Origin of the sequence: Candidatus Schneideria nysicola (assembly GCF_019923565.1) — a bacterium.
Classification (GTDB): domain Bacteria; phylum Pseudomonadota; class Gammaproteobacteria; order Enterobacterales; family Enterobacteriaceae; genus Schneideria; species Schneideria nysicola.
Genome location: NZ_CP074435.1, coordinates 117361 through 139190, shown reverse-complemented (window position 1 = coordinate 139190; position 21830 = coordinate 117361). Strand labels below are relative to the sequence as shown.

General features: G+C 30.7%; 21 protein-coding genes and 1 tRNA gene. 2 read left to right on the top strand and 20 right to left on the bottom strand.

Annotation, left to right across the window (positions count from 1 at the left end; genetic code table 11):
• Window positions 1–50 precede the first annotated feature (50 nt).
• The 15 genes from ftsA to KEC37_RS00640 form a co-directional block, all read right to left on the bottom strand.
• A complete protein-coding gene (gene ftsA, locus KEC37_RS00710) occupies window positions 51–1325 on the bottom strand; it encodes a cell division protein FtsA (protein WP_223138757.1) in 1275 nt (424 codons plus the stop codon).
• Window positions 1318–2199, bottom strand: a complete 882-nt coding sequence (locus KEC37_RS00705) for a cell division protein FtsQ/DivIB (RefSeq protein WP_223139694.1) — start codon at window positions 2197–2199, stop codon at window positions 1318–1320. Before KEC37_RS00705 ends, ftsA begins: the two co-directional genes overlap by 8 nt.
• Window positions 2200–2209: 10 nt before the next feature.
• Window positions 2210–3670 carry a UDP-N-acetylmuramate--L-alanine ligase gene (gene murC, locus KEC37_RS00700; RefSeq protein ID WP_223139217.1) on the bottom strand — a complete coding sequence of 487 codons (1461 nt, stop codon included), beginning with the start codon at window positions 3668–3670 and terminating at the stop codon, window positions 2210–2212.
• 81 nt (window positions 3671–3751) lie between these two features.
• The gene (murG, locus tag KEC37_RS00695) at window positions 3752–4840 is read right to left on the bottom strand and encodes an undecaprenyldiphospho-muramoylpentapeptide beta-N-acetylglucosaminyltransferase (RefSeq protein WP_223139693.1); all 1089 of its coding nucleotides are present in this window, start codon (window positions 4838–4840) and stop codon (window positions 3752–3754) included.
• Window positions 4837–5994 carry a cell division protein FtsW gene (ftsW, locus tag KEC37_RS00690; protein ID WP_420885565.1) on the bottom strand — a complete coding sequence of 386 codons (1158 nt, stop codon included), beginning with the start codon at window positions 5992–5994 and terminating at the stop codon, window positions 4837–4839. The genes murG and ftsW overlap by 4 nt, the downstream gene beginning before the upstream one ends.
• Window positions 5991–7337 (bottom strand): UDP-N-acetylmuramoyl-L-alanine--D-glutamate ligase, encoded by a 1347-nt coding sequence (gene murD, locus KEC37_RS00685; RefSeq protein ID WP_223139691.1) that lies wholly within the window; start codon window positions 7335–7337, stop codon window positions 5991–5993. The genes ftsW and murD overlap by 4 nt, the downstream gene beginning before the upstream one ends.
• Before the next feature lie 19 nt (window positions 7338–7356).
• Window positions 7357–8433 carry a phospho-N-acetylmuramoyl-pentapeptide-transferase gene (mraY, locus tag KEC37_RS00680; RefSeq protein ID WP_223139690.1) on the bottom strand — a complete coding sequence of 359 codons (1077 nt, stop codon included), beginning with the start codon at window positions 8431–8433 and terminating at the stop codon, window positions 7357–7359.
• Window positions 8433–9797 (bottom strand): UDP-N-acetylmuramoyl-tripeptide--D-alanyl-D-alanine ligase, encoded by a 1365-nt coding sequence (murF, locus tag KEC37_RS00675; protein WP_223139689.1) that lies wholly within the window; start codon window positions 9795–9797, stop codon window positions 8433–8435. The genes mraY and murF overlap by 1 nt, the downstream gene beginning before the upstream one ends.
• Entirely contained in the window at window positions 9794–11290 is a 1497-nt protein-coding gene (murE, locus tag KEC37_RS00670) for a UDP-N-acetylmuramoyl-L-alanyl-D-glutamate--2,6-diaminopimelate ligase (protein WP_223139785.1), read from the bottom strand. Before murE ends, murF begins: the two co-directional genes overlap by 4 nt.
• A gap of 33 nt (window positions 11291–11323) precedes the next feature.
• Window positions 11324–13030 (bottom strand): peptidoglycan glycosyltransferase FtsI, encoded by a 1707-nt coding sequence (ftsI, locus tag KEC37_RS00665; protein WP_223139688.1) that lies wholly within the window; start codon window positions 13028–13030, stop codon window positions 11324–11326.
• Between the two features lie 4 nt (window positions 13031–13034).
• On the bottom strand, window positions 13035–13370 hold the full coding sequence (gene ftsL, locus KEC37_RS00660) for a cell division protein FtsL (RefSeq protein ID WP_223139687.1): 336 nt from the start codon (window positions 13368–13370) through the stop codon (window positions 13035–13037).
• Between the two features lie 2 nt (window positions 13371–13372).
• Window positions 13373–14335 carry a 16S rRNA (cytosine(1402)-N(4))-methyltransferase RsmH gene (gene rsmH, locus KEC37_RS00655; RefSeq protein WP_223139784.1) on the bottom strand — a complete coding sequence of 321 codons (963 nt, stop codon included), beginning with the start codon at window positions 14333–14335 and terminating at the stop codon, window positions 13373–13375.
• A gap of 168 nt (window positions 14336–14503) precedes the next feature.
• Window positions 14504–14576 (bottom strand) — tRNA-Asn (locus KEC37_RS00650).
• Window positions 14577–14658: 82 nt separating this feature from the next.
• The gene (gene kdsB / locus KEC37_RS00645) at window positions 14659–15384 is read right to left on the bottom strand and encodes a 3-deoxy-manno-octulosonate cytidylyltransferase (RefSeq protein ID WP_223138746.1); all 726 of its coding nucleotides are present in this window, start codon (window positions 15382–15384) and stop codon (window positions 14659–14661) included.
• Window positions 15381–15557 (bottom strand): Trm112 family protein, encoded by a 177-nt coding sequence (locus KEC37_RS00640; RefSeq protein ID WP_223139686.1) that lies wholly within the window; start codon window positions 15555–15557, stop codon window positions 15381–15383. Before KEC37_RS00640 ends, kdsB begins: the two co-directional genes overlap by 4 nt.
• A 138-nt stretch (window positions 15558–15695) precedes the next feature.
• On the opposite strand from KEC37_RS00640, the gene nadC reads away from it, so the two are divergent.
• The gene (nadC, locus tag KEC37_RS00635; RefSeq protein ID WP_223139685.1) at window positions 15696–16595 is read left to right on the top strand and encodes a carboxylating nicotinate-nucleotide diphosphorylase; all 900 of its coding nucleotides are present in this window, start codon (window positions 15696–15698) and stop codon (window positions 16593–16595) included.
• A 22-nt stretch (window positions 16596–16617) separates the two neighbouring features.
• Here the strand turns inward: nadC and coaA are convergent, their stop codons facing one another.
• From coaA to KEC37_RS00615, 4 genes are all read right to left on the bottom strand, one after another.
• Window positions 16618–17565, bottom strand: a complete 948-nt coding sequence (coaA, locus tag KEC37_RS00630) for a type I pantothenate kinase (RefSeq protein WP_223139684.1) — start codon at window positions 17563–17565, stop codon at window positions 16618–16620.
• Window positions 17566–17657: 92 nt separating this feature from the next.
• A complete protein-coding gene (metC, locus tag KEC37_RS00625) occupies window positions 17658–18854 on the bottom strand; it encodes a cystathionine beta-lyase (RefSeq protein WP_223139683.1) in 1197 nt (398 codons plus the stop codon).
• A 36-nt stretch (window positions 18855–18890) separates the two neighbouring features.
• Window positions 18891–19691: an undecaprenyl-diphosphate phosphatase gene (locus KEC37_RS00620; RefSeq protein WP_320412369.1), complete on the bottom strand. Its 801-nt coding sequence runs from the start codon at window positions 19689–19691 to the stop codon at window positions 18891–18893.
• Between the two features lie 27 nt (window positions 19692–19718).
• Complete coding sequence (locus KEC37_RS00615) at window positions 19719–20075, bottom strand: FolB domain-containing protein (protein ID WP_223138740.1); 357 nt, start codon at window positions 20073–20075, stop codon at window positions 19719–19721.
• A gap of 98 nt (window positions 20076–20173) precedes the next feature.
• On the opposite strand from KEC37_RS00615, the gene plsY reads away from it, so the two are divergent.
• Window positions 20174–20791 (top strand): glycerol-3-phosphate 1-O-acyltransferase PlsY, encoded by a 618-nt coding sequence (gene plsY / locus KEC37_RS00610; protein WP_223139204.1) that lies wholly within the window; start codon window positions 20174–20176, stop codon window positions 20789–20791.
• Here plsY and tsaD read toward each other — a convergent pair whose 3' ends face one another.
• On the bottom strand, window positions 20792–21823 hold the full coding sequence (tsaD, locus tag KEC37_RS00605; protein WP_223139681.1) for a tRNA (adenosine(37)-N6)-threonylcarbamoyltransferase complex transferase subunit TsaD: 1032 nt from the start codon (window positions 21821–21823) through the stop codon (window positions 20792–20794).
• Between the last annotated feature and the right edge of the window lie 7 nt (window positions 21824–21830).

Genomic DNA, 21830 nt, shown 5'->3' with positions numbered 1-21830 from the left:
TCTTTCTCCATTTCCGTCTATTGCTGTCATCCATCACAAAAATATTCTATCTATAAGAGGAGCATAATAAAATGACCATCTTTTCTTATCCAATTACGAATTTTTCTTAAAAATGCGCTAAAAAAAGGGTTTTTCTCTAATGTTTTTTCTCCATGGAAACGAATTTCCTTCCCATATTGTAATAATCCAACTGCCGTTGAATAACAAGGTCCTTTTATATAATCTGTTAAATCTGAAATATTAATAGGATATCCAATACGAACTTGATTATTAAAAACTTTTTGCGCATTATTTAATATGCCCTCAATCTTAGAGGCGCCGCCAGTTAAAATAATTCCAGCCGATAAATGGTGTGTTATCCCATTTTTACGAAGTTGATCTTGTAATCGTAAAATCTCATCGTTAATTAAATGTAATAATTCTGAGTAACGTGCTTCAATAACTTCTACTAAATTTTGCCTTTGTAAATTACGTGTCGGTCTGCCTCCCATACTAGGTATTTCTAATTGTTCTTCTTTATTGACCATGGCACGGAATGCGCATCCGTATTGAATTTTAATAAATTCAGCATCTAATATGGGGATGTTAAAAGCATAAGAAATATCACGCGTAACTGTATGACCTGCATAAGGGATAACTTTAGAATGTCGCAATGCACCAGCCGTATAAATAGTCATATCCATTGTTCCCCCCCCTATATCTACTACACATACTCCTAATTCACGTTCATCTTCAGTAATCACTGCATAACTCGATGCTAAACCAGAGAAAATCAGTTTATCTACGGTTATTCCACACCGTTCTACTGCTTTTACAACATTTTTTACCATATCATTATGACAGGTAATAATATGTACTTTAGCTTGCATTCGTACCCCAGATAAACCCACTGGATATTTAATACCGTCTTGATTATCAATCGAATATTCCTGAGGTATAACATGTAAAATACGATGTTCATCACAAACTTTCACTGATTTTGCAATATGCACGACATTTTCTAAATCTTCTAATGTGACTTCTTCTACTATAGGAACCATACCTATTTCATTTTGATATTGGATATATTTTCCAGAAATAGCTAGGTAAAGAGAAGAAATTCGGCAGTTAGCCATAAGTTCAGCTTGATCGATAGCTTGTTGTATGCATGTTACTACTAAGTCTAAATTAGTAATGCTACCTTTTTCCATCCCTCGAGATTGACAGTTACCTATTCCAATAATATTTATCATACTATCAGGCAAAATTTCACCAATTAACGTAATAATTTTAGATGTACCGATTTCTAATCCAACTACTAATTTTTTCTCCGTCCTTTTAATCATTTGTATTTTTTCCTGTATATGACAGTCGTTCGGATTTATGAAATAGAAGTGTTGTTGCAAAGGAAAAATCGGTTAATCCAACAGCTAAACCTGATTCATAGCGTAAATCTATAGAGCTAATTTGTTTTTTTTTCTCATAAGCGTGTTGTAGAATGGTGGGATAAATCTCAATAAACCTTTTTAGACGATATATTTTGTTATTTCGACCAATTTCTAACCGAATATTATTGTCTAAAATTAGACTCCATGAATGACAAGGATTGATATGAATAGTTTTAATTTGAATTTTACTACTACTATTTAATACATTGCTTATGGCAATATATTCATTGATTATATGTTTTTCATTTGCATGTTCTTCTAGAATATATAATGTGGGGATAGTAGAATATATTTTCTCTTTTTTATATTGAGAGAATTGAGAGAGAGGAAATTTTTTTCCGTTTTTATCAATTAAGTATATATTATTCCAACATACTAATGGTATGTATTCAATTAAGTTAATTTTAATTATATTGGGCCATTTTTTACGTACACTAATAGATTTAATCCATGGTAATTGTAGCATGGTATTTTGAATGATATTGACATCTGTTTTCATCAACATATTTCTATCACGGATATGGAGTAATTTTCGAATATCATCTTCAGTAGTGAAATTTCCACCTTGTACTATTATTTTAAATAAAGATGGAGTGTTATGGGATTGTTGTATCCATCTAAATATTATCCAAGTACTTCCATAGATACCTACTACTAGTACTAATAAAAAAAAGATGAGAATGACAATTCTATTTTGATATTTTGGGGTTTTATTAAAATAGATTGCCGTTATTTGGTAGTCATATCTATCCTCAATTTTTTTATTCTTCATAGTAGCTAAGCTAAATGCTATATAGATTGAATCTATTACCTGCTAATTTTCTTGTAATTTTTCCTATTGTACCCGCACCTTGCATTAACACTAAATCATTATCCTGTATTATTAATGCTAATATTTTAGGTAATTCATTTATATCAAGTACTAAAATTGGATCATTTTTTTTATATTTTCGTATACTGTTACATAAAGTAAGACTATTTATTCCTGGAATAGGAATTTCTCCAGAAGAATCAATATTTAACATTAATAATATATCTACACTAGATAAGATCATCGCAAAATCATCATAAAAATCACGTGTTCTTGTATAACGATGAGGTTGAAACACCATAACTAAACGTTTATCTGGCCAACCAGATCGTACTGCTTGAATGGTAGCACGTAGTTCTGTTGGATGATGTCCATAATCTTCTATTAGCATGACTTCGCCAGATTTACCGTTCACATCCAGCAAATTATAATAACCCAGATGATCAAATCGACGACCCGTTCCTTGAAAATGTAACATTGCTTTTAAAATAATATTTTCATTAATCCCTTCTTCTAAAGCTAATGCAATAGCTCCAACCGAATTTAAAGCATTATGACGACCGGGTGCATTTAATTCCACTTGAATAGATCGATTTGTCGAACCTTTTCTATTAATTAGAAAACGGCATTTTTCTTTAATTTGACAGTAATCACTAATCTGTAAATCCGCATCATTGCTAAATCCATATGTAATGAATTTTCTCTTAATAGAAGGGAGAATTTCTCGTAAGATAGGATCATCAAAACATACTATGGCATGTCCATAAAAAGGTAAATTATGTAAAAAATTGATAAATGTTCTTTTTAAATTTACTAAATTTCCATAGTAATCCATATGCTCCGCTTCTATATTGGTAATAACAGCTACTATGGGTCGTAAATGAAGAAAGGATGCATCACTTTCATCCGATTCCGCAATAAGATAACGACTATAACCAAGATGTGCATATGTTCCAGCTGATTTAATGAATCCCCCACTAATAAAAGTGGGATCTAATCCTGCTTCAGTATAAATGGTTGTTATCATTGCGGTTGTCGTTGTTTTTCCATGGGTACCAGCAATAGCTATACCATAGCGAAATCGCATAATTTCTGCTAACATTTCAGCACGTTGAATGATAGGGATCTGTGCTTTTTTCGCTGCTACTACTTCTGGATTTTCAATAGAAATTGCATTAGAAATTACAACAAAACTAGCATTATAGACGTTTTCTGGTCTGTGATCGAAACAAATTTGTACTCCAAGTTGAATTAATTGTTGTGTAATCTGATTGGGATTAATATCAGAACCACTAATGTTATAGCCTTCACTGGCTAATATTTTAGCTATTCCTCCCATTCCTGCTCCGCCAATTCCAATAAAATGGATTCTTTTAACAAGATACGTTGAGGGAATAAAAGTTCGTACATTAGTTACTTGTTGTGTCTTCACACCTTCCAACTTTTTTTCATTACTGCTAATATATTAAAAATAACGTACTGATACGATAGATGTCACCTGAACTCTTCATTTTTAACGTACTAAGGATAGTATTTCTCTTGTTACCCGTTCCGTCGCATCAAAAGAGGCGACTAATCTAGCACGTTGAGCCATTTGCAATAAATTTTTTCGATTAATTCCGGACAATATCTCGATTATATTAGAAACAGTAAAATTTTTTTGATCAATAATTTTTGCTGCACCAACTTTTTCGAGATGACGTGCATTATAATATTGTTGTCTATCCTTATGTATGAAGGGGACAAATAAGGCCGGTATTCCTACCGTAGCAATTTCACTGACTGTTAATGCCCCGGACCGACATATTATTATATCCGCCCAATCATAAGCTGTAGCCATATCCTCAATAAATTCTACCAATATATAATTTTTGCATGCATTAATTGTGGGATAAGATTGGATTATCTCATGTAAGGCTCCTTTTCCAACCTGATGAAAAAAAATAGTTTTTACGGCTAATCTTGAAAATACCAACGGCATAATTTTATTAAAAATTTTGGCACCCTGACTCCCTCCTGTTATTAATACTCTAAGTGGTCCTGATCGATTTATCAATCGATCATAGGGATCTTTTAATGATAAAGATAAAATATTCTTTCGAATGGGATTCCCTACTGTTGTGGCGTCTAATAGAGTTCCCGGATAAGCCTGAAGTACTTTATTAGCAATTTTTGATAATAAACGATTAGTTCTCCCAGCTATAGCGTTTTGTTCGTGTAATACGATAGGAATATCTTGAATCCACGCCGCTAATATGCCTGGAAAAGCAATATAACTGCCCATGCCTAAAACTATATCTGGTTTACAGATGCACATGATATGTTGGACTGTTCTAACGGCACGATATATATATATTGGATATAGTAACTTGGTTTTTAAAGATTTTCCATCAAATCCATAAAATCTAATTAAATCAATATGAATTCCATATTTTTCCACTAAATAAGATTCCATACGATCTTTTGTACCTATCCAACGTACTTTCCACCCTTTTTCTATCATAGATTGAGCAATCGTTAATCCAGGAAAAATATGTCCACCTGTGCCTCCACCAATGATTATTAAGCATCTATGTGTTCTATCTGTTAGTTCATTCTTCATATCGGTATTATGAAAGCTTGTGATTTTTTTAATCTTGTTTCAAAATCTATCCTGAATAGGATTAATAATGCTGTTGACATAATTAATAAACTGGATCCACCATAACTAATTAATGGCAATGTAATACCTTTAGTAGGTAAAATACCAAGAACGGTACCTATATTGATAATAGATTGTATTCCAAACCAAATCCCAATAGCACAAGCCATAAATCCAGAAAAGAACTGATAGCTTTCTAATGCTTTATGACCAATTACCATCGCTCGGAATATTAAAAAAGCCAGCATTATTACTGTGATAAATGCACCAATGTATCCAAGTTCTTCGCCAATGATAGCAAAAATAAAATCAGTATGAGCCGACGGTAGGTATTCCATTTTTTGAACGGAATTTCCTAATCCTTGTCCCCAAAATGAACCTCTTGCGAATGCCATGATGGATTGAGTTAATTGATATCCATCCCCAAAAGGATCTTCCCAAGGATGCCAAAAAGCGATTATTCTTCTTATTCGATAAGGTTCATCAAGTATTAAACATATTATTATAAATATACATACGGTAATAACGGATAAAAATTGAGATAATTTTGCTCCAATGAGAAATAACATTGCGAAAGTTGTAGATAATAAGACGAGGACAGTTCCTAGATCAGGTTGAGCTAAAAGAAGGGATGATAATAAGATCATCACACTAATTGGTTGATAAAAATTACAAAATTTATTTTTTATGGCTTGAACGAAATACTTCGATAAGTAAAAGAGTAGCGATAGTTTGGATAACTCAGCAGGTTGGATACATATTGGACCAATTATAATCCAACGCGAAGACCCGTTTACTGAACGTCCAACTATTAGTACTGCAACTAACATAATAATAGTAAAAAATAATAGTATATTACTGAATCTTTGCCAAATGAACATGGGTATTCGTAATATTCCCAAAGAAAGAAAGATTACTAAAATTATGTAAATTATATTTCTTTTTGTAAAGAAAAATGGATCGTTGAATAAACGTGCCCCCAAAGGCATCGACGCAGAAGTGACCATAATAAAACCAATACTAGTTAAACCTACAGATACAAATAGTAATGTGCGATCATACAAAAGATGAATGGGATTTGACATAAATAATATTTTTGCAGAAGATGGGATTATCCAATTTTATGTGCTAATGTAGTGAAAAGGTTCCCCCTATTCTCGAAATTCTCAAATTGATCGACACTAGCACAAGCTGGTGATAAAAGAACACAATCTCCTGGTTTGATTTGATTTCGAATAAGATACATAGCTTTTTCTAAATTTTCAGTAAAAGTAGATACATCTGGACGTATAGCCATCATTTTATATCCATCTTTTCCAAAACAATAGATCTTAACTTTACGCTCTTTTAATAGAGGTGATAAGATCATGAAATCTGTATTTTTACTATCTCCACCAAGTAAGAGATGTAATACTCCACCTCTTTTACACTGTACATACTCAATAACATACTCAATAGCTGCTTGAGTGCTACTGGGATTAGTTGACTTAGAATCGTTTATCCAACAAATACCGTTTTTTTCATGAACGATTTCTAATCTATGGGGTAATCCTCTAAATGTTTTTATGGCAGAGATACAAGCTTCAATAGGAATATCTACTGCTTTTGCCAAAGCTAATGCTGCTAAGATATTCATATAATTATGCAACCCTTTAAGTTGTATTTGACTACAATTTAATAATAAATTATCATATGCCGTTATCCAAATATTTCCATCTCGATAAGTTAAGTGGTAATCTCCAGAATCTATACCAAATGTTATACTGCGTGCGGTACAATTATTATCTGGGAAGGTCATATTATCTTCGGCATTAAAGATACAAAAATCAGCTTGTTGATAAATTTTTATTTTTACTTTACGATACTCTTCTATTCCAAGAGGATAACGATTTATATGTTCTTGATGAACATTCAAAACTGTTGCTGCTTTTATTGTTTTCATATAGTATGTTGTTTCTAATTGAAAACTAGATAGTTCCAATACATATAGTTGACAAGATTGGTTCTTCAATAATACTAGAGCTGGGAACCCAATATTTCCTCCAATTCCTGTACGCCAACCTGCAAAACCAGCCATTTTTCCTATTAATGAAGTGACCGTACTTTTTCCATTCGAACCAGTTATTGCTACAACTGGAATGTTTGTTTCCCGTAGGAATAAATCAATGTCTCCTATTATTTTAATTCCACGGTCTGCTGCTAACATTAATTTGGGATTGTTTAAAGAAATACCGGGACTGACAATAATTAAAGAAGCTTTTAATAACCATTTTTCATTAAATTCACCTAAACTACAGTATTTAATTTTATTCGATAATTTATGTAAATAAGGAGGAGTAATACGACTATCCATCACACGAGGAATGATCCCTTTAGAGAGAAAAAAGTTAACACATGATATTCCTGTCATTCCTAAACCAACAATGACAATATTTTCCCTTTCATAATCGAATCTCATTATGGTACGGTACCTTTATTCATAGTAAGTAAGTGGCTAATCCAAGGAAGACCAATAGTAGAGAAACAATCCAAAAACGCACAATTACACGTGACTCCGGACAACCTATTAATTCGTAATGATGGTGGATTGGGGCCATTTTAACAATTCGTATTCCTAATAATTTAAATGACACAATTTGTAAAATTACGGAGAGAGTTTCTATTACGAACACTCCTCCCATTATAATTAATAAAATTTCTTGACGTAATAAAACCGCGATCGTCCCTAATGCGCCTCCTAATGCTAGAGAACCCATATCTCCCATAAAAATTTTAGCGGGATAAGCATTAAACCATAAAAAACCCAAACCCGATCCAATAATAGCTGTGCAAACGATCACTAGTTCTTCAGAAAGAGAGATATAAGGAATATTAATATAATTCGCAAAATAACTATTTCCAGTAGTCCATGCTATGATAGCTAATCCACCTGAAACAAAGACGATTGGCATAATGGCCAATCCATCTAATCCATCCGTTAGATTAACGGCATTACTAGTCGCTACAATGACAAAATAAGCCAATGGTATATACCATATACCTAATATTAGTATAACATTTTTAAAAAAAGGTATATTTAAATACGCCTCGGATGCTATCGTATCTGTCATAAATAATATGATAGAAATTATCAGTGCTATAATGGACTGAAACAAGTATTTCCATTTTGCTGTTAGTCCATTCCCGTTTGAAACTATTTTACGATAATCATCTATAAACCCAATCATCCCGTAAGTTATTAATATGAATAATACATACCAAATGTATGGATTAGAGAGTTTCGCCCATATTATAGTAGAAATAATAATTGATAGAATTATTATTAATCCTCCTAAAGTTGGGGTACCATTCTTCAGAAAATGTTCCTTAGGACCGTTTGTACGTACAATTTGTCCTATTTTATTTTTTTTTAAATATCTAATTAATGGCGATCCTATTAATAACGCAATAAAAAACGCAGTTAAAAGACTGGTAATCGATCGAAAAGTTAGATAAGAAAAAAAACTACATTCCGAATAAAATGGGATTAGATATTTCGCAGTTAATACTAACATTATCTTCTTTCCCGTAACATGCGAACTATTTGATCCATTTTAGCACTGCGTGAACCTTTCACTAAAACGGTCATTATCTTATATTCAGTTAATAATTGAATTAAACGAGAAACTAATGAGAGATGATCCTTAAAATGTTCTCCATATCTACTATATTGACTAATAAATTCACTAAACTTTCCAATACTGAGTACTTTATTAATTGCAGATATATTAGAAATGATTTGACCAATTTTTATATGATATTCAATCACTTTATGACCTAATTCTGCAATATCTCCTATTACCATCACACGATATCCTGGCATTTTGGCTAATACTTGAGCAGAAACAATAGTGGATCCTATATTAGCATTATAACTATCATCTAATAGAAGCTGTCTTTTATTTAAAAAAATAGGATATAATCTACCACGAAGTGTCTTAAATTTAGATAATCCTACAGAAATTTTCGATAAATCTGCACCAACTGATAATGCCGCTGCGCTGGCAGCTAGTGCATTCCTAATATGATGTTCTCCAGGGAATGGAATATAGACACGACAACTTCCATGAGGACTATTTAATGTAAATTCTTCACTATTTATAGTACTTTTAATATCAGTAGCAAAAAAATCGACATTTGAGCGATGTTGTAATGCAAATCGCCATACATCTTTATTTTTTAGTATTTTTTCCCAATTGAACCAATCATTACTCTCAGCATTAACAATCCCTCGACCTTGACATGATAAACTATAAAATAGTTCTCCTTTGGATTCAGCAATTTTTTTTATCGAACCAAAGCCTGAAAGATGCGCAGGAAATAAATTATTTATTAATGCAGTATCGGGTTGTACTAAATTGGCTGTATATGCAATTTCTCCCGGGCGACTTGCTCCTAATTCAATTACTGCAAAATTATCTTGATGAGTGAAATTTAGTAACGTTAGGGGAACACCGATATCATTATTAAAATTTTCTATTGTAGCGACGACTTTGCCACATTCTCGTAAAATAGAAACGGTCATTTCTTTTACAGACGTTTTTCCAGAAGAACCGGTAATCGCTAAAGTCGGTATAGAAACTTGTTTTCTTATCCAAGCACCTAACTTTCCTAAAGCATGTTTAGTATCTGTAACTATAATCTGAGGTATTTTTATTGGAAGTATTTGGTTGACTAAGAGAGCAATTATATTTGCATGCATAGTGTTTTTTTTCATTGCGAATTCATGTCCATCAAATTTTTTACCCTTGATGGCAATGAATAAACAATCTTTTTCCGCAATACGAGAATCAATACTAATGGATTGAATCATACAATCCACGCCAATAAGCTTTGCATTAAGAATAGATGCAATATGAAGTAAGCTAATGGGAATCATACTATACCTAATAATTGCGAAACAAGAAGACGGTCACTATGTGGAATATAATTATTTCCAATAATTTGGTATTCTTCATGTCCTTTTCCTGCTATTACTATAACATCTATAGAGTTCGCTTTATTAATAACACTAGTAATAGCTTGCTTCCGACTAGGAATAACATCTAGAGGAGAAATTCTCCTCTTTAAACCACTTTGTATATCTTTACTTATATCATATAGTGATTCACTCCGTGAATTGTCGCTTGTAATAATAACTTTATCCGAATATTTTTCTGCAATCTTTCCCATAAAGGGACGTTTTGCTTTGTCACGATCGCCTCCACAACCAAATATACACCACAATTTCCCTCTACAGTATATTGTAGCTGCTTTTAGAACTTTTTCTAAAGCATCAGGAGTATGAGCATAATCTATAATAATTAATGGACTTTCATTAGTATTAAATATTTCCATACGTCCATACGCTAATTTTAATTGATTAGCTGTTTCAAGTAGTAATTGAAGAGGATAACCTAGGGTTAGAAGTGTAGCTAAAGCCATTAACAAATTACTATAATTAAATTCTCCAATAAGTTTACTATGTATTCTACCTGATCCCCAACTGGATTGAAAAGTTATATTAGCACTGTAATTATAATAATCAATTTTGCTCATTTTTAACCATTTTCCTTTCCAACTTTTAGGTAAAAGATTTTGCTTAGTAGTGACTGCAATCGCATTAGGAAAAGATATTAACCATTTTTTTCCAATAGGATCATCTATATTAAAAATTCTTTCTTTAACATCTAAATTATCAAATAGTTTTCTTTTAGCTAATTCATACTTTTTCATGTTACCATGATAGTCTAAGTGATCGTGACTAAGATTAAGAAATAACGCTACTGCAAATCGTAAACCATTGACTCGATTCTGAACGAGACCATGAGAAGATACTTCCATTGCACACAATGTGGTTTTGTATTTTTTTATAAATGTTGCTAGTAATCTTTGAATATCTATTGCAGATTCGGTGGTATGCGTACTAGGTTGAGTATCATATAATAAACCATTCCCAATAGTTCCGAGTATCGTACTAGATTCATTAAGTAATGAAGCCCACTGTGCGATAAGATAAGTCGTCGTGGTTTTTCCGTTTGTTCCTGTTATTCCAATAAGATGCATGAAATGAGATGGATGATTATAAAATTGACCCGCCAAATCGGATAAATGTAATTTAAGTTGATTTACATAAATAATGGGTGTACCGTTTTGTATAGTAATTTTTCCATCTTGAAGTGGATTATCCGCTTCGGCTAATATCACTGCTACTCCATTTTTTATAGCTTCATTTATATAATACCTTCCATCAGTTCTATCACCAGGAATAGCTATAAATAAATCTCCTTTACTTGTTATACGGCTATCCATTTTCATGTCTTTTAGAAAAGAGAGAGAGATATTTTTCATTCCTTTTTTCAATAATTCGTATAATCTAGCATTATTCTTCATTCCATTGATCAAACCTCGTTTATTCACTAAACATCAAAGTATTTTTTTTGATTTTATTGCATCGGGTTCTATATTCATGATACGTAAAACATTTCTCATAATATTACTAAATACTGGAGCGGATACGGCACCTCCATAATATTGTCCAGCTTTGGGATCATTAATAATGATCAATAATGCAAATCGAGGACGACTAGCTGGAGCAATTCCAGCCGTATATGCAATGTATTTATTTATATATTTTCCATTTGGACCCACTTTTTTTGTAGTTCCGGTTTTAATGGCTACGCGATAACCGGTCACAGCGGCTTTCATTCCAATTTCACCCGGTAAAGATATACTTTCCATCATATTTATGATGGTGCGAACTAATTTGGCAGAAAATATTCTTTTTCCAGGCACAGGAGAATCTACACGTATAATGGATAGTGGTCTGAGTATTCCCATGCTACCTATAGTGGCATAAACTCGTGCTAATTGTAATGGTGTTACCATTAATCCATAACCATAAGAAAAAGTCGCTCTATCAATTTTTGACCATCTTTTTTGGGGATAAAACCCGCTACTTTCTCCCGTTAGTCCTAAATTTGTTTTTTGTCCAATTCCAAAAAGAGTATAAGTATTCAGAAGAACCGATAGTGGCATAGATAGTGCCAATTTAGATACACCAACATTACTAGATTTTTTTAATATTTCGGTAAGAGTGAGTTCATTATGATGTACGACATCTTTAATTTGATATCCATTAACGGAATAGGGAAGAGTATTAATAACACTATTGACGTTAACTATTCCACATTGTAACGCTGCCATTATCACAATAGGTTTAATAGTTGATCCTGGTTCAAAACTATCCGTTACTGCACGATTTCTTAAATTATTTATAATATTATTTGCTACATTTAAATTATTGGGATCATAAGAGGGACTATTAGTCATAGCTAGTATTTCTCCAGTATCAATATCTATTAATACTGCTGTACCAGATTCAGCTTTATTTAAAATAACAGCGTGATTTAATTCACGATATACTAAGGATTGTAATCTTATATCAATACTTAGCGTTAATTGATTGGCTTCCTGACCTGCTATAGATGAAATAGTTTCTATTACTTGACCTAAACGGTCTTTACGAATGATACGTTTACTAGGTTTACCTGTTAACCAATGATCAAAACTTTTTTCTATTCCTTCAATCCCAATATGATCTATATTAGTCACACCGACTATATGTGCGGTTACCTTCCCTGCAGGATAATATCTTTTAGATTCTTGTCCTAAATAGACTCCTGGTAATGCAAGTTTACTAATATTCTCACCAATAGTAGGATTAACTTGTCTTGCTAGATAAATAAAACGGCTATTTTGATTAGATTGAATACGCTCCAAAATTTTGTTGATAGGAATTGCAAGTATTGCAGATAGTGCTTTCCAGCGATCATCATTAATAATATGATTTAAATCATCTATTTTTTTAGGATCGATACCAATAGAATAGGCAGGGATACTTATTGCTAATGGTCGTCCAATTCGATCTTTTATCATCCCTCTTGGAGTTGGAATATACTCAACACGAATAGAGCGCATATCGCCTTGTTTAATAAAAGGGTTAGGATTGATTATTTGTAAATAAGATATTCTTAATATTAAACCTAATAAAACTAATCCAATACTGCTAGATAATACAATAAAACGCCTATTATATTTCCGATATGGAAATCCTCTGATTAAATTTGCCAATCAGTTAATCCTTCATTGAAATTTTTCTTTCATTGAGGGGATCTATATATTGCATGTGTAGTTTAGTAAGAGCTATATCTTCTATACGGTTAGAGTTTCCAAGTGTAGACTCTTCCAGAATTAAATTACGCCATTCTATATCTAATAACTTTTCTTCTAATATTATTTTTTCATGTTCTATAATTAATAATCTAGTTTTATAGGTAATATTAATTATTAACATTGATGATATAATAATTAAAATTAGAAGAAAAAATGGAGTTTTTCCATATATTAAGATATCATCTCTAATAAATTTTTCTAATCGAATAACTTTTTTTAATTTATATCGACTATTCATACTTAGAAAGATATCTTTTCAGCAATACGTAAAATTGCACTCCGTGCACGAGGATTATTTATGATTTCTTGAGTAGAAGGACGGATTTTTTTAGATATTTTAAACATGAACTTATGGGATTGACGCTGTTTCTTTCTTCGCTGTTCCTCATTTAGAGGTAAATCAGATGGAATCCATTGATTGATGTTACTATTATTATACATGAAATATTTGATTAATTTGTCCTCTAAAGAATTATAACTTATTACTGATAATATTCCTCCAGGAATCAGTATACGAAATACATCTTCTAATATTTTTTTTATCTCCTCTAATTCTTGATTAATATGGATACGAATTGCTTGAAAACAACGCGTTGCTGGATGCTTACGACCATCATATTTTCCTAATTTTTTAATTACTTTAACTAAATCTTGAGTAGTTGAAAGTACAAGATTATGATTTCTTTGAAGATAATAGAGAGATTTTGCAATATTTTTCGCATATTTTTCCTGTCCAAAATTTTTTAACACTTTGGTCATTTCTTCCTTGGAAGCGTTTCTTATCCAATCTGCTGCAGAGAGACCTTGAGATTGATCCATTCGCATATCTAATGGTCCATTAGACATAAAAGAAAAACCTCTTTGAGAATCATCTAATTGTGGAGAAGATACTCCTAGATCTAGTAAGATTCCGTTTATTTTTCCTAGTAAATTATGTTCAAATAAATATTTGCTAATCCTAGAAAAGGAGGTATGTATTATAGTAAATCGTGAATCTATAATCGTTTTTTTTGCTATTTCTACAGCAATAATATCACGATCTACAGCTAATAATCGACCGTTTTCTCCGAGTTTAGATAATATTCTTTTAGAATGTCCACCTCTTCCAAAAGTGCAATCTAAATAAATTCCATCCATTTTAATCTTCATACTATTTATTACTTCATTAAGTAGTACAGGAAGATGTGTATAATTATTCTTTATCATGTTGTAATGTAAATATTCTGAAAATTATTGTTGAATGAAGAATGTTGAATGATAATGATATTGACTAGAAGTGGTTAAACAACATCATTATATCTAAATAATGATGTTTTATGTCATAGTGAAATTATTTCGCATAGAAATAGAGAAATGAGTGATTCTTTATTACTCCTCTGACTGGACTCGAACCAGTGACATACGGATTAACAGTCCGCCGTTCTACCAACTGAACTACAGAGGAACAATTTTAATATCAACTATTTTTATTCTAATAGTAAATTGGAATTATATCAATAATTTTATTAAAAAACATTTAATTTTTATTAGAGATCTTTAGGATCATTAATTCCTGTTTTAAATAAAATAGGAGTGGTTTTGACATATATTTTTTCTCCATACCATAATACTCTAAGCTGTTCTAATTTTTCTATTTGTTCTAATGGACTCATTTTCCAATGTATATAACGTTTAATAAAATTAACACGATATGCATAAATACCAATATGTTGTAATATTTCATAGGTATTTTCATGATTGTTTAATGATATTTGATTTCCCCATGGAATAAGAGATCGAGAAAAATAAAGAGCATAGTTGTTTTTGTCAATCACGACTTTGACGATGTTAGGATGGAATGCGTCATTTTCATTCATTCGAGAAGATAGCGCTAGTGTTATCATCTTGATATGAGAATGATTCATTAAATGCGTTACTATTTGAGATATAAGTGTTGGAGGAATAAATGGCTCATCTCCTTGTAAATTCACAATAATTTCTTCATTGTTAAATTTATATTTTTTTATAACTTCCCATATTCTTTCTGTACCAGATTGATGTTGACTTGATGTTAAGCAAGCATTTCCTCCTGCCTCTTGAACTATATTGAATATATTTATATGATCTGTCGCTACGATTACTTGGTTTGCACCCGATTCTATCGCTCGTTCCATTACATGAATGATCATAGGTTTATTATTGATGTTGACTAGAGGTTTGCCGGGAAAACGAGTAGAAGAAAAACGTGCAGGAATAATCACAATAAATTTCATATCTTGATCTCTTCTTCAGTGAAAACACGTAATACTTTTTCGAGTAAAATAGGTACCCCATCATATATTGGATATGCTAATTTTTCTGATTTACAAATTAATTCTTGTTTGTTATGAAGATAAAGCTCTCCTTGACATATTGGACAAACAATAATCTCTAATAGAGTATTCATATTTTCTCTCTACTGAAACTGATATACTTAAAATATTTCTAATATGAATAATTTCATTATATAATATATTGAAAAGAAGAACATCTTATATCTTCTTATAGAAGAAGGTTTATGATATAGAGGCGAAAAAAAGATAGTATGTTAAAAAATATTGATCGTACTAATAAACTATTTGAACGTATGAAAAAAGATATTCCAAGAATAGTGAATATAGCATTAAGAGAAGATTTAGGTGGAAACCTTAATCTACAATCTGATATTACTAGTTTATTACTTTCTAAAAAACAGCATGTCAAGGCAAAAATTATTGCTAATGATTCAGGTATTTTTTGTGGAAAATATTGGTTTGAAGAAGTTTTCTTACAATTAAATGAATTAAATAAGAATAAAGAAGATATTATAAAAATTGATTGGTTAGTAAATGATACCGATATTATATCAAAGAAACAAATATTATGTTATTTAAGTGGTTCTGCGCCTATGTTGTTAACTGGAGAACGTACTGCTCTAAATTTTATACAAACACTATGTGGAGTAGCAACGGAAACAAAAGGTTATGTAGATCTTTTAAAAGGGACAGATGCCATTTTATTGGATACGAGAAAAACATTACCCGGTTTAAGAACGGCATTGAAATATGCGGTATTGTGTGGTGGAGGAAAGAATCATCGTCTTGATTTATCCGATGCTTTTTTAATTAAAGAAAATCATATTATTGCAACAGGTTCTATTTCTAATGCAATAGAATATGCATCTAAACTCAATATTAATAAAAAAATAGAAATAGAAGTAGAAAATATAAAAGAACTTCAAGAAGCTATAGAAGCTAATGCCGATAGAATTCTGCTTGATAATTTCAGCTATGAAGATATTCTTCAAGCCGTAAAATTAAATAATCAACGTACCAAATTAGAAGTATCCGGTAATATTAACTTAAGTAATATAAGACAATATGCATTAACTGGAATTGATTATATCTCTGTAGGTGCAATTACTAAAAATGTGCGCGCCATAGATTTATCTATGCGATTAATTTAATGGCGGCTTCTCAATGATTTCTCTATTTACGTATTCGTACTTTATTTACAGAGTGATCGTTTATTTTACTTAAAATGAGATTGGCTCGTTCACGAGTAGGTAAAATATTTTTTTTTAAATTTATGCCATTTATTTTTATCCAAGTTTGATTAGCTAGCATTCTCGCTTCTTTTCTAGACAGATTGGTGTAATTATGGAAATACGAATTGGGATTTGTAAAAGAATCTTGATAAAATTGGAGAAATCTTTCTACATACCAGTTTTGTAATAAATATTGTGGTGCATCTACATAAATAGAAAAATCGATAAAATCAGAAATAAATAAATTTTTTCTATTTTTAATAGAATTATTAGTTTGTAGGATATTTAATCCTTCTAGAAGAAGAATATCAGGTTGAGATAGAACTTTATTGTTATTTTGTACAATATCATAAATTAAATGAGAATAAATTGGGACACTGACTTTATATCCTGCTTTAATATGCGAAATAAATTTTAAAAGACTCTGATTATCATAAGATTGTGGAAACCCTTTTTTTTTCATTAATTTTCTTTTTTTTAATATTTTATTGGAGTATAAAAATCCATCTGTCGTTACTAATTCTACTGATCTTTGTTTATATCTATGACTTAATAGTATTTGTAGTATCCTAGCGATAGTGCTTTTTCCAGCTGCAACACTCCCTGTTATTCCTATTATATAAGGAGGATTACGTCTATTACTAATTTTAAAAAATTGAGATATATTCGCTTGATGGCGTAAATTAGAATGAATATATATATTCAGTAATTGCGATAAAGGTAAATAAATATCTAAAATTTCTTTTAATGACACATTGTTATCAACTTTTTTTAAAGTATCTATTTCTGATGTACTTAAAATTTCCACTGAATTACATATTTTTGACCATTGTGTTCTATTGAATTCAAAGTATGAACTATTTTGGTAATATAGTGGTGCTTTATTCATGATTATAAATAGAAAAGTAAGTAATATTACTTAAAGAATAAAATTTGATCTTTATTCTTCTCTCTATAAGAAGGTTTTATTCCATCATAAAATTAGAGTGTAATTTCTGAAATACGTGAAAATCCTTTCTCTAAATCTTCAATTAAATCATAACAGTTTTCTAATCCAATATGTAAACGGATAAGTGTACCAGTAAAATTCACTCCACTAATAGGACGGAGTACTGCTATTTCTTCCGGTTGTTTTGCTAAGATTAAGGATTCATATCCTCCCCAAGAATATGCAATTTTAAAATATTTAAAATTATCTAAATAATTTTCTAATTGACGATGTGTTAATCGTTTACGTAAAACAAATGAAAAAAGACCACTAGTTCCACTAAAATCTCGAATAAAAAATTCATGTCCTTTGCAACTCGAAAAGGCAGGATGATTAATAAAAGCCACTGCTGGATGAGAATTTAACCAAGTTGCAATAAATAAACTACTTTTTCCATGTTGTTTTAATCGAATTTTCAATGTACGTAGTCCTCTTAATGCTAAATAAGCGGTATCTGCATCAATAATTTGTCCCATCAAATAAGATTGTTCATGTAATTGTTCCCAACAACGACTGTTTGCGACGGCTATCCCAATCATGGCATCTGAATGTCCAAGAATATATTTGGTTCCAGAATATAGAGAAATATCTACACCCATTTTCAATGCATTTAATAATAAACCTGATGACCAAGTGTTATCAATAATAATGATTATATTAGGATTTGTATCCCGTATTGCTTTGACAATAGATGGGATATCATGTACTTCCATCGTAATAGAACCAGGAGATTCAAGCAGAACTATACGAGTTTTTTCTTGAATTAAAGTAGAAATATCTAAACCTATCAAAGGATGAAACCATGTAGTAGTAATATTCATTTTACTACGAAGTGAGTGACAAAATTTTTGTGTCGCTTCATAAGCTGTTTCAGTAACTAATATATGATCATTTAAAGAAACGAAGGATAAGATAGTACTTGCTATTGCTGCTGTACCACATGGATATAAAGTACAACCCACTCCTCCTTCTAATTCAATGATAGTCTGTTGTAAAGAAAAATGTGTTAAAGTTCCTCTTCTTCCGTAAAACAGTGTACTTTGTTTTGTACACTCTTTAATGGCTCTTTTTTGATCGGAATAGGAATCAAATATAATAGAAGAAGCACGTTGAATCACAGGATTGACGGCTCCTCTAGTAAAATGTTTTTCTCTTCCAGCTTGAATTAATCTTGTTTCTATTTTTTTCATAATTTATAATTTCGATTTTATTTAATACAGTTTTACTCATAACCATGAATATGCGTATATCGCTAATACTACACGATAAATAATAAAAGGGAAAAGAGAGGTTTTTTGAATAATATTTATAAATAATCTTATTACAATTAAGGCAGTTAAAAATGCAGTAATGAACCCTACTATAAATATAGGAATATCCTGTTTAGTAAATAATGCCGCATTTTTATATATCTCCAATATTGATGCCCCAAATATTATTGGTACCGCCAAGATAAACGAAAATTCAGACGATGCTTTTCTACTGACCCCAATTAGTATTCCTCCTGCAATAGTAGCTCCTGAACGAGAAAAACCAGGAAATAGAGATAAACATTGGAAACAACCAATTAAAAAAGCCTGCAAACAGTTTATATCATTAATTTTTAATGCAATGGGTTGTTTAGGTTTTAAACATTCACTAATAAAGAAAAAAAAACAACCTGCAATTAATCCATATATTACATAATATAAAGAAAATATTTGTTGAATTTGTTTATAACATACTAACCCTATTACAACTATAGGTGAGATTCCTAGTATAATATGTGGATATTGTATATGATACTGATAAGGAGATGTTTCTTTTTTAGAAGAAATACCAATAATTTTTAATAATTGTTGTCGAAATAATATAACTATAGAAAAAATAGCACCTAGTTGAATTATAACATCAAAAACTTTTGCTTTATTTCCAGTAAAGTTAAATATTTTATTGGCCAGAATAATATGTCCCGTTGAAGAAACGGGTAAGAACTCTGTTAAACCTTCTATTAATCCTATTATAAATGCAATTATTATCTCATTCATCATGATCTATCTATATCTAAATTTATATTAAGAAAAATCTTTCTTTACGCGTTCTATAATAATTCCAACATTACTAGATTGAGCTATTGCTCCAGGTTTACTAATTTTAATACGTATCCAGGGTAAATTAAACTGGGTTATTAATAAGTATGCAATTTTCTCTGCAATATTTTCTATCAAATCAAATTTTTTATCTTTGAAAAATTTAAGAATCGTATTACTAATATCTATATAATTTATATAATTATTCTGATTGAGTTGATGATTATCTATTGAAATACCGATTTCTATATCTAATACTAATTTTTGTTTTCTTTCTTTTTCCCATTTATATATGCCAATAAATGTTATTACATTTAACTTCTCAATAAATAAAATATCCATCCATATTCCTATTATTAATTTTTTCTTTAAAAAAAGATAATATATGTTTAAAATTACTCATTAATCAAGAAAGAAAGAGAGAAATATTAGATATTATTATGAATAGTATTATGATAGTTGGATTAATAGTTTTTGCTTATTTAATTGGATCTATTTCAAATTCTATATTAATTTGTAAAATAGCGAAATTACCAGATTTACGAAAACAGGGATCTTATAATCCTGGTTCTACTAATATGTTACGTTTACATGGAAAAATATTATCATTGTTTGTAGCTATACTAGATATTTTTAAAGGTATATTTCCAGTATTATTAGGAAAATTATTATGTGATGATATATCGTTATTTTATCTTGGATTAATTACTGTTTCTACTTGTATTGGTCACATATATCCAATATTTTTCCATTTTAAAGGTGGAAAGGGAGTAGCCCCCGTATTAGGAGGTATGATGGTAATTAATCCTATACTATCTATATTAATGATTGTTACGTGGATTGTAATAGTCTTAATATTTGGATATTCATCACTTGGATCGATTATCGCTATATTAATAGGATTAATCTATAGTTTTTTTCAGCAAGAAATTATTATTCCAGTAATAATACTAGCTTTTTTAATAATATTCAGACACTATGAGAATATAAGAAGATTGTTAAATGGAAAAGAAGATAATATTTTGCAATATTTGATTAAAAAGAACCAGGATAAATAGCTATTCTAGTTCTTCAATATTCCAACGAGGTTGTACAGTAGTCATTGCAATATTATTATTCGTATTTATCGACGATCCATATTGCTGCTGTATTCGCATCAATCCGGCATAAGCAATCATTGCACCATTATCTGTACAGAATTCAGGTCTTGTATAATAGACTGTACCTCCTCTTTTTTTCATAAAATTTTTCAATTGTAGACGGATGGTGGTATTAGCACTTACCCCTCCTGCAACTACTAGCCTATTCAATCCAGTTTGATCTAAGGCACGTTGACATTTAATAGTCAGAATATCTACGATGGTATCTTCAAATGCTCTTGCAATATCGGCACGTTTTTGTTCATCGAGAACACTTTTATGAATAAGATTTGCTACAAAAGTTTTTAGTCCAGAAAAACTAAAATTTAGACCTGAGTGTTTAATCATTGGTTTAGGAAATTTATATTTTCCAGGAATCCCTTTTTTAGCTATAGATGATAGTATAGAACCACCAGGATAACTCAGACCAAGAAGTTTAGCTATTTTGTCAAAAGTTTCCCCAATAGCGTCATCAATAGATTCTCCTAATAATTTATAATTACCAATACTATTAGCAGCAACAAGCTGTGTATGTCCTCCAGAAATAAGAAGAGCAACAAAGGGAAAAACAGGAGAATAATGGGATTCTAACATCGGAGATAGAAGGTGTCCTTCCATATGATTAATGGCAATAGCAGGAATATCTAATGCATAGGCTAATGATCGCCCAACCATTGCACCTATCATAAGTGCACTAATTAGTCCTGGTCCATTTGTATAAGCAATTCCTTGAATATCGGTTAATTTTAATTGTGATTCTTCTAATACTTTTTTTATTAATGGGATGATCTTTCTAATATGATCTCGAGAGGCTAATTCAGGTACTACACCACCATAATGCTTATGTAACTCTATTTGACTATATAATTGATTTGCAATCAAACCATGAATAGCGCTATAAATTGCTATTCCTGTTTCGTCACAAGATGTTTCAATCCCTAAAATATACATGAATTTA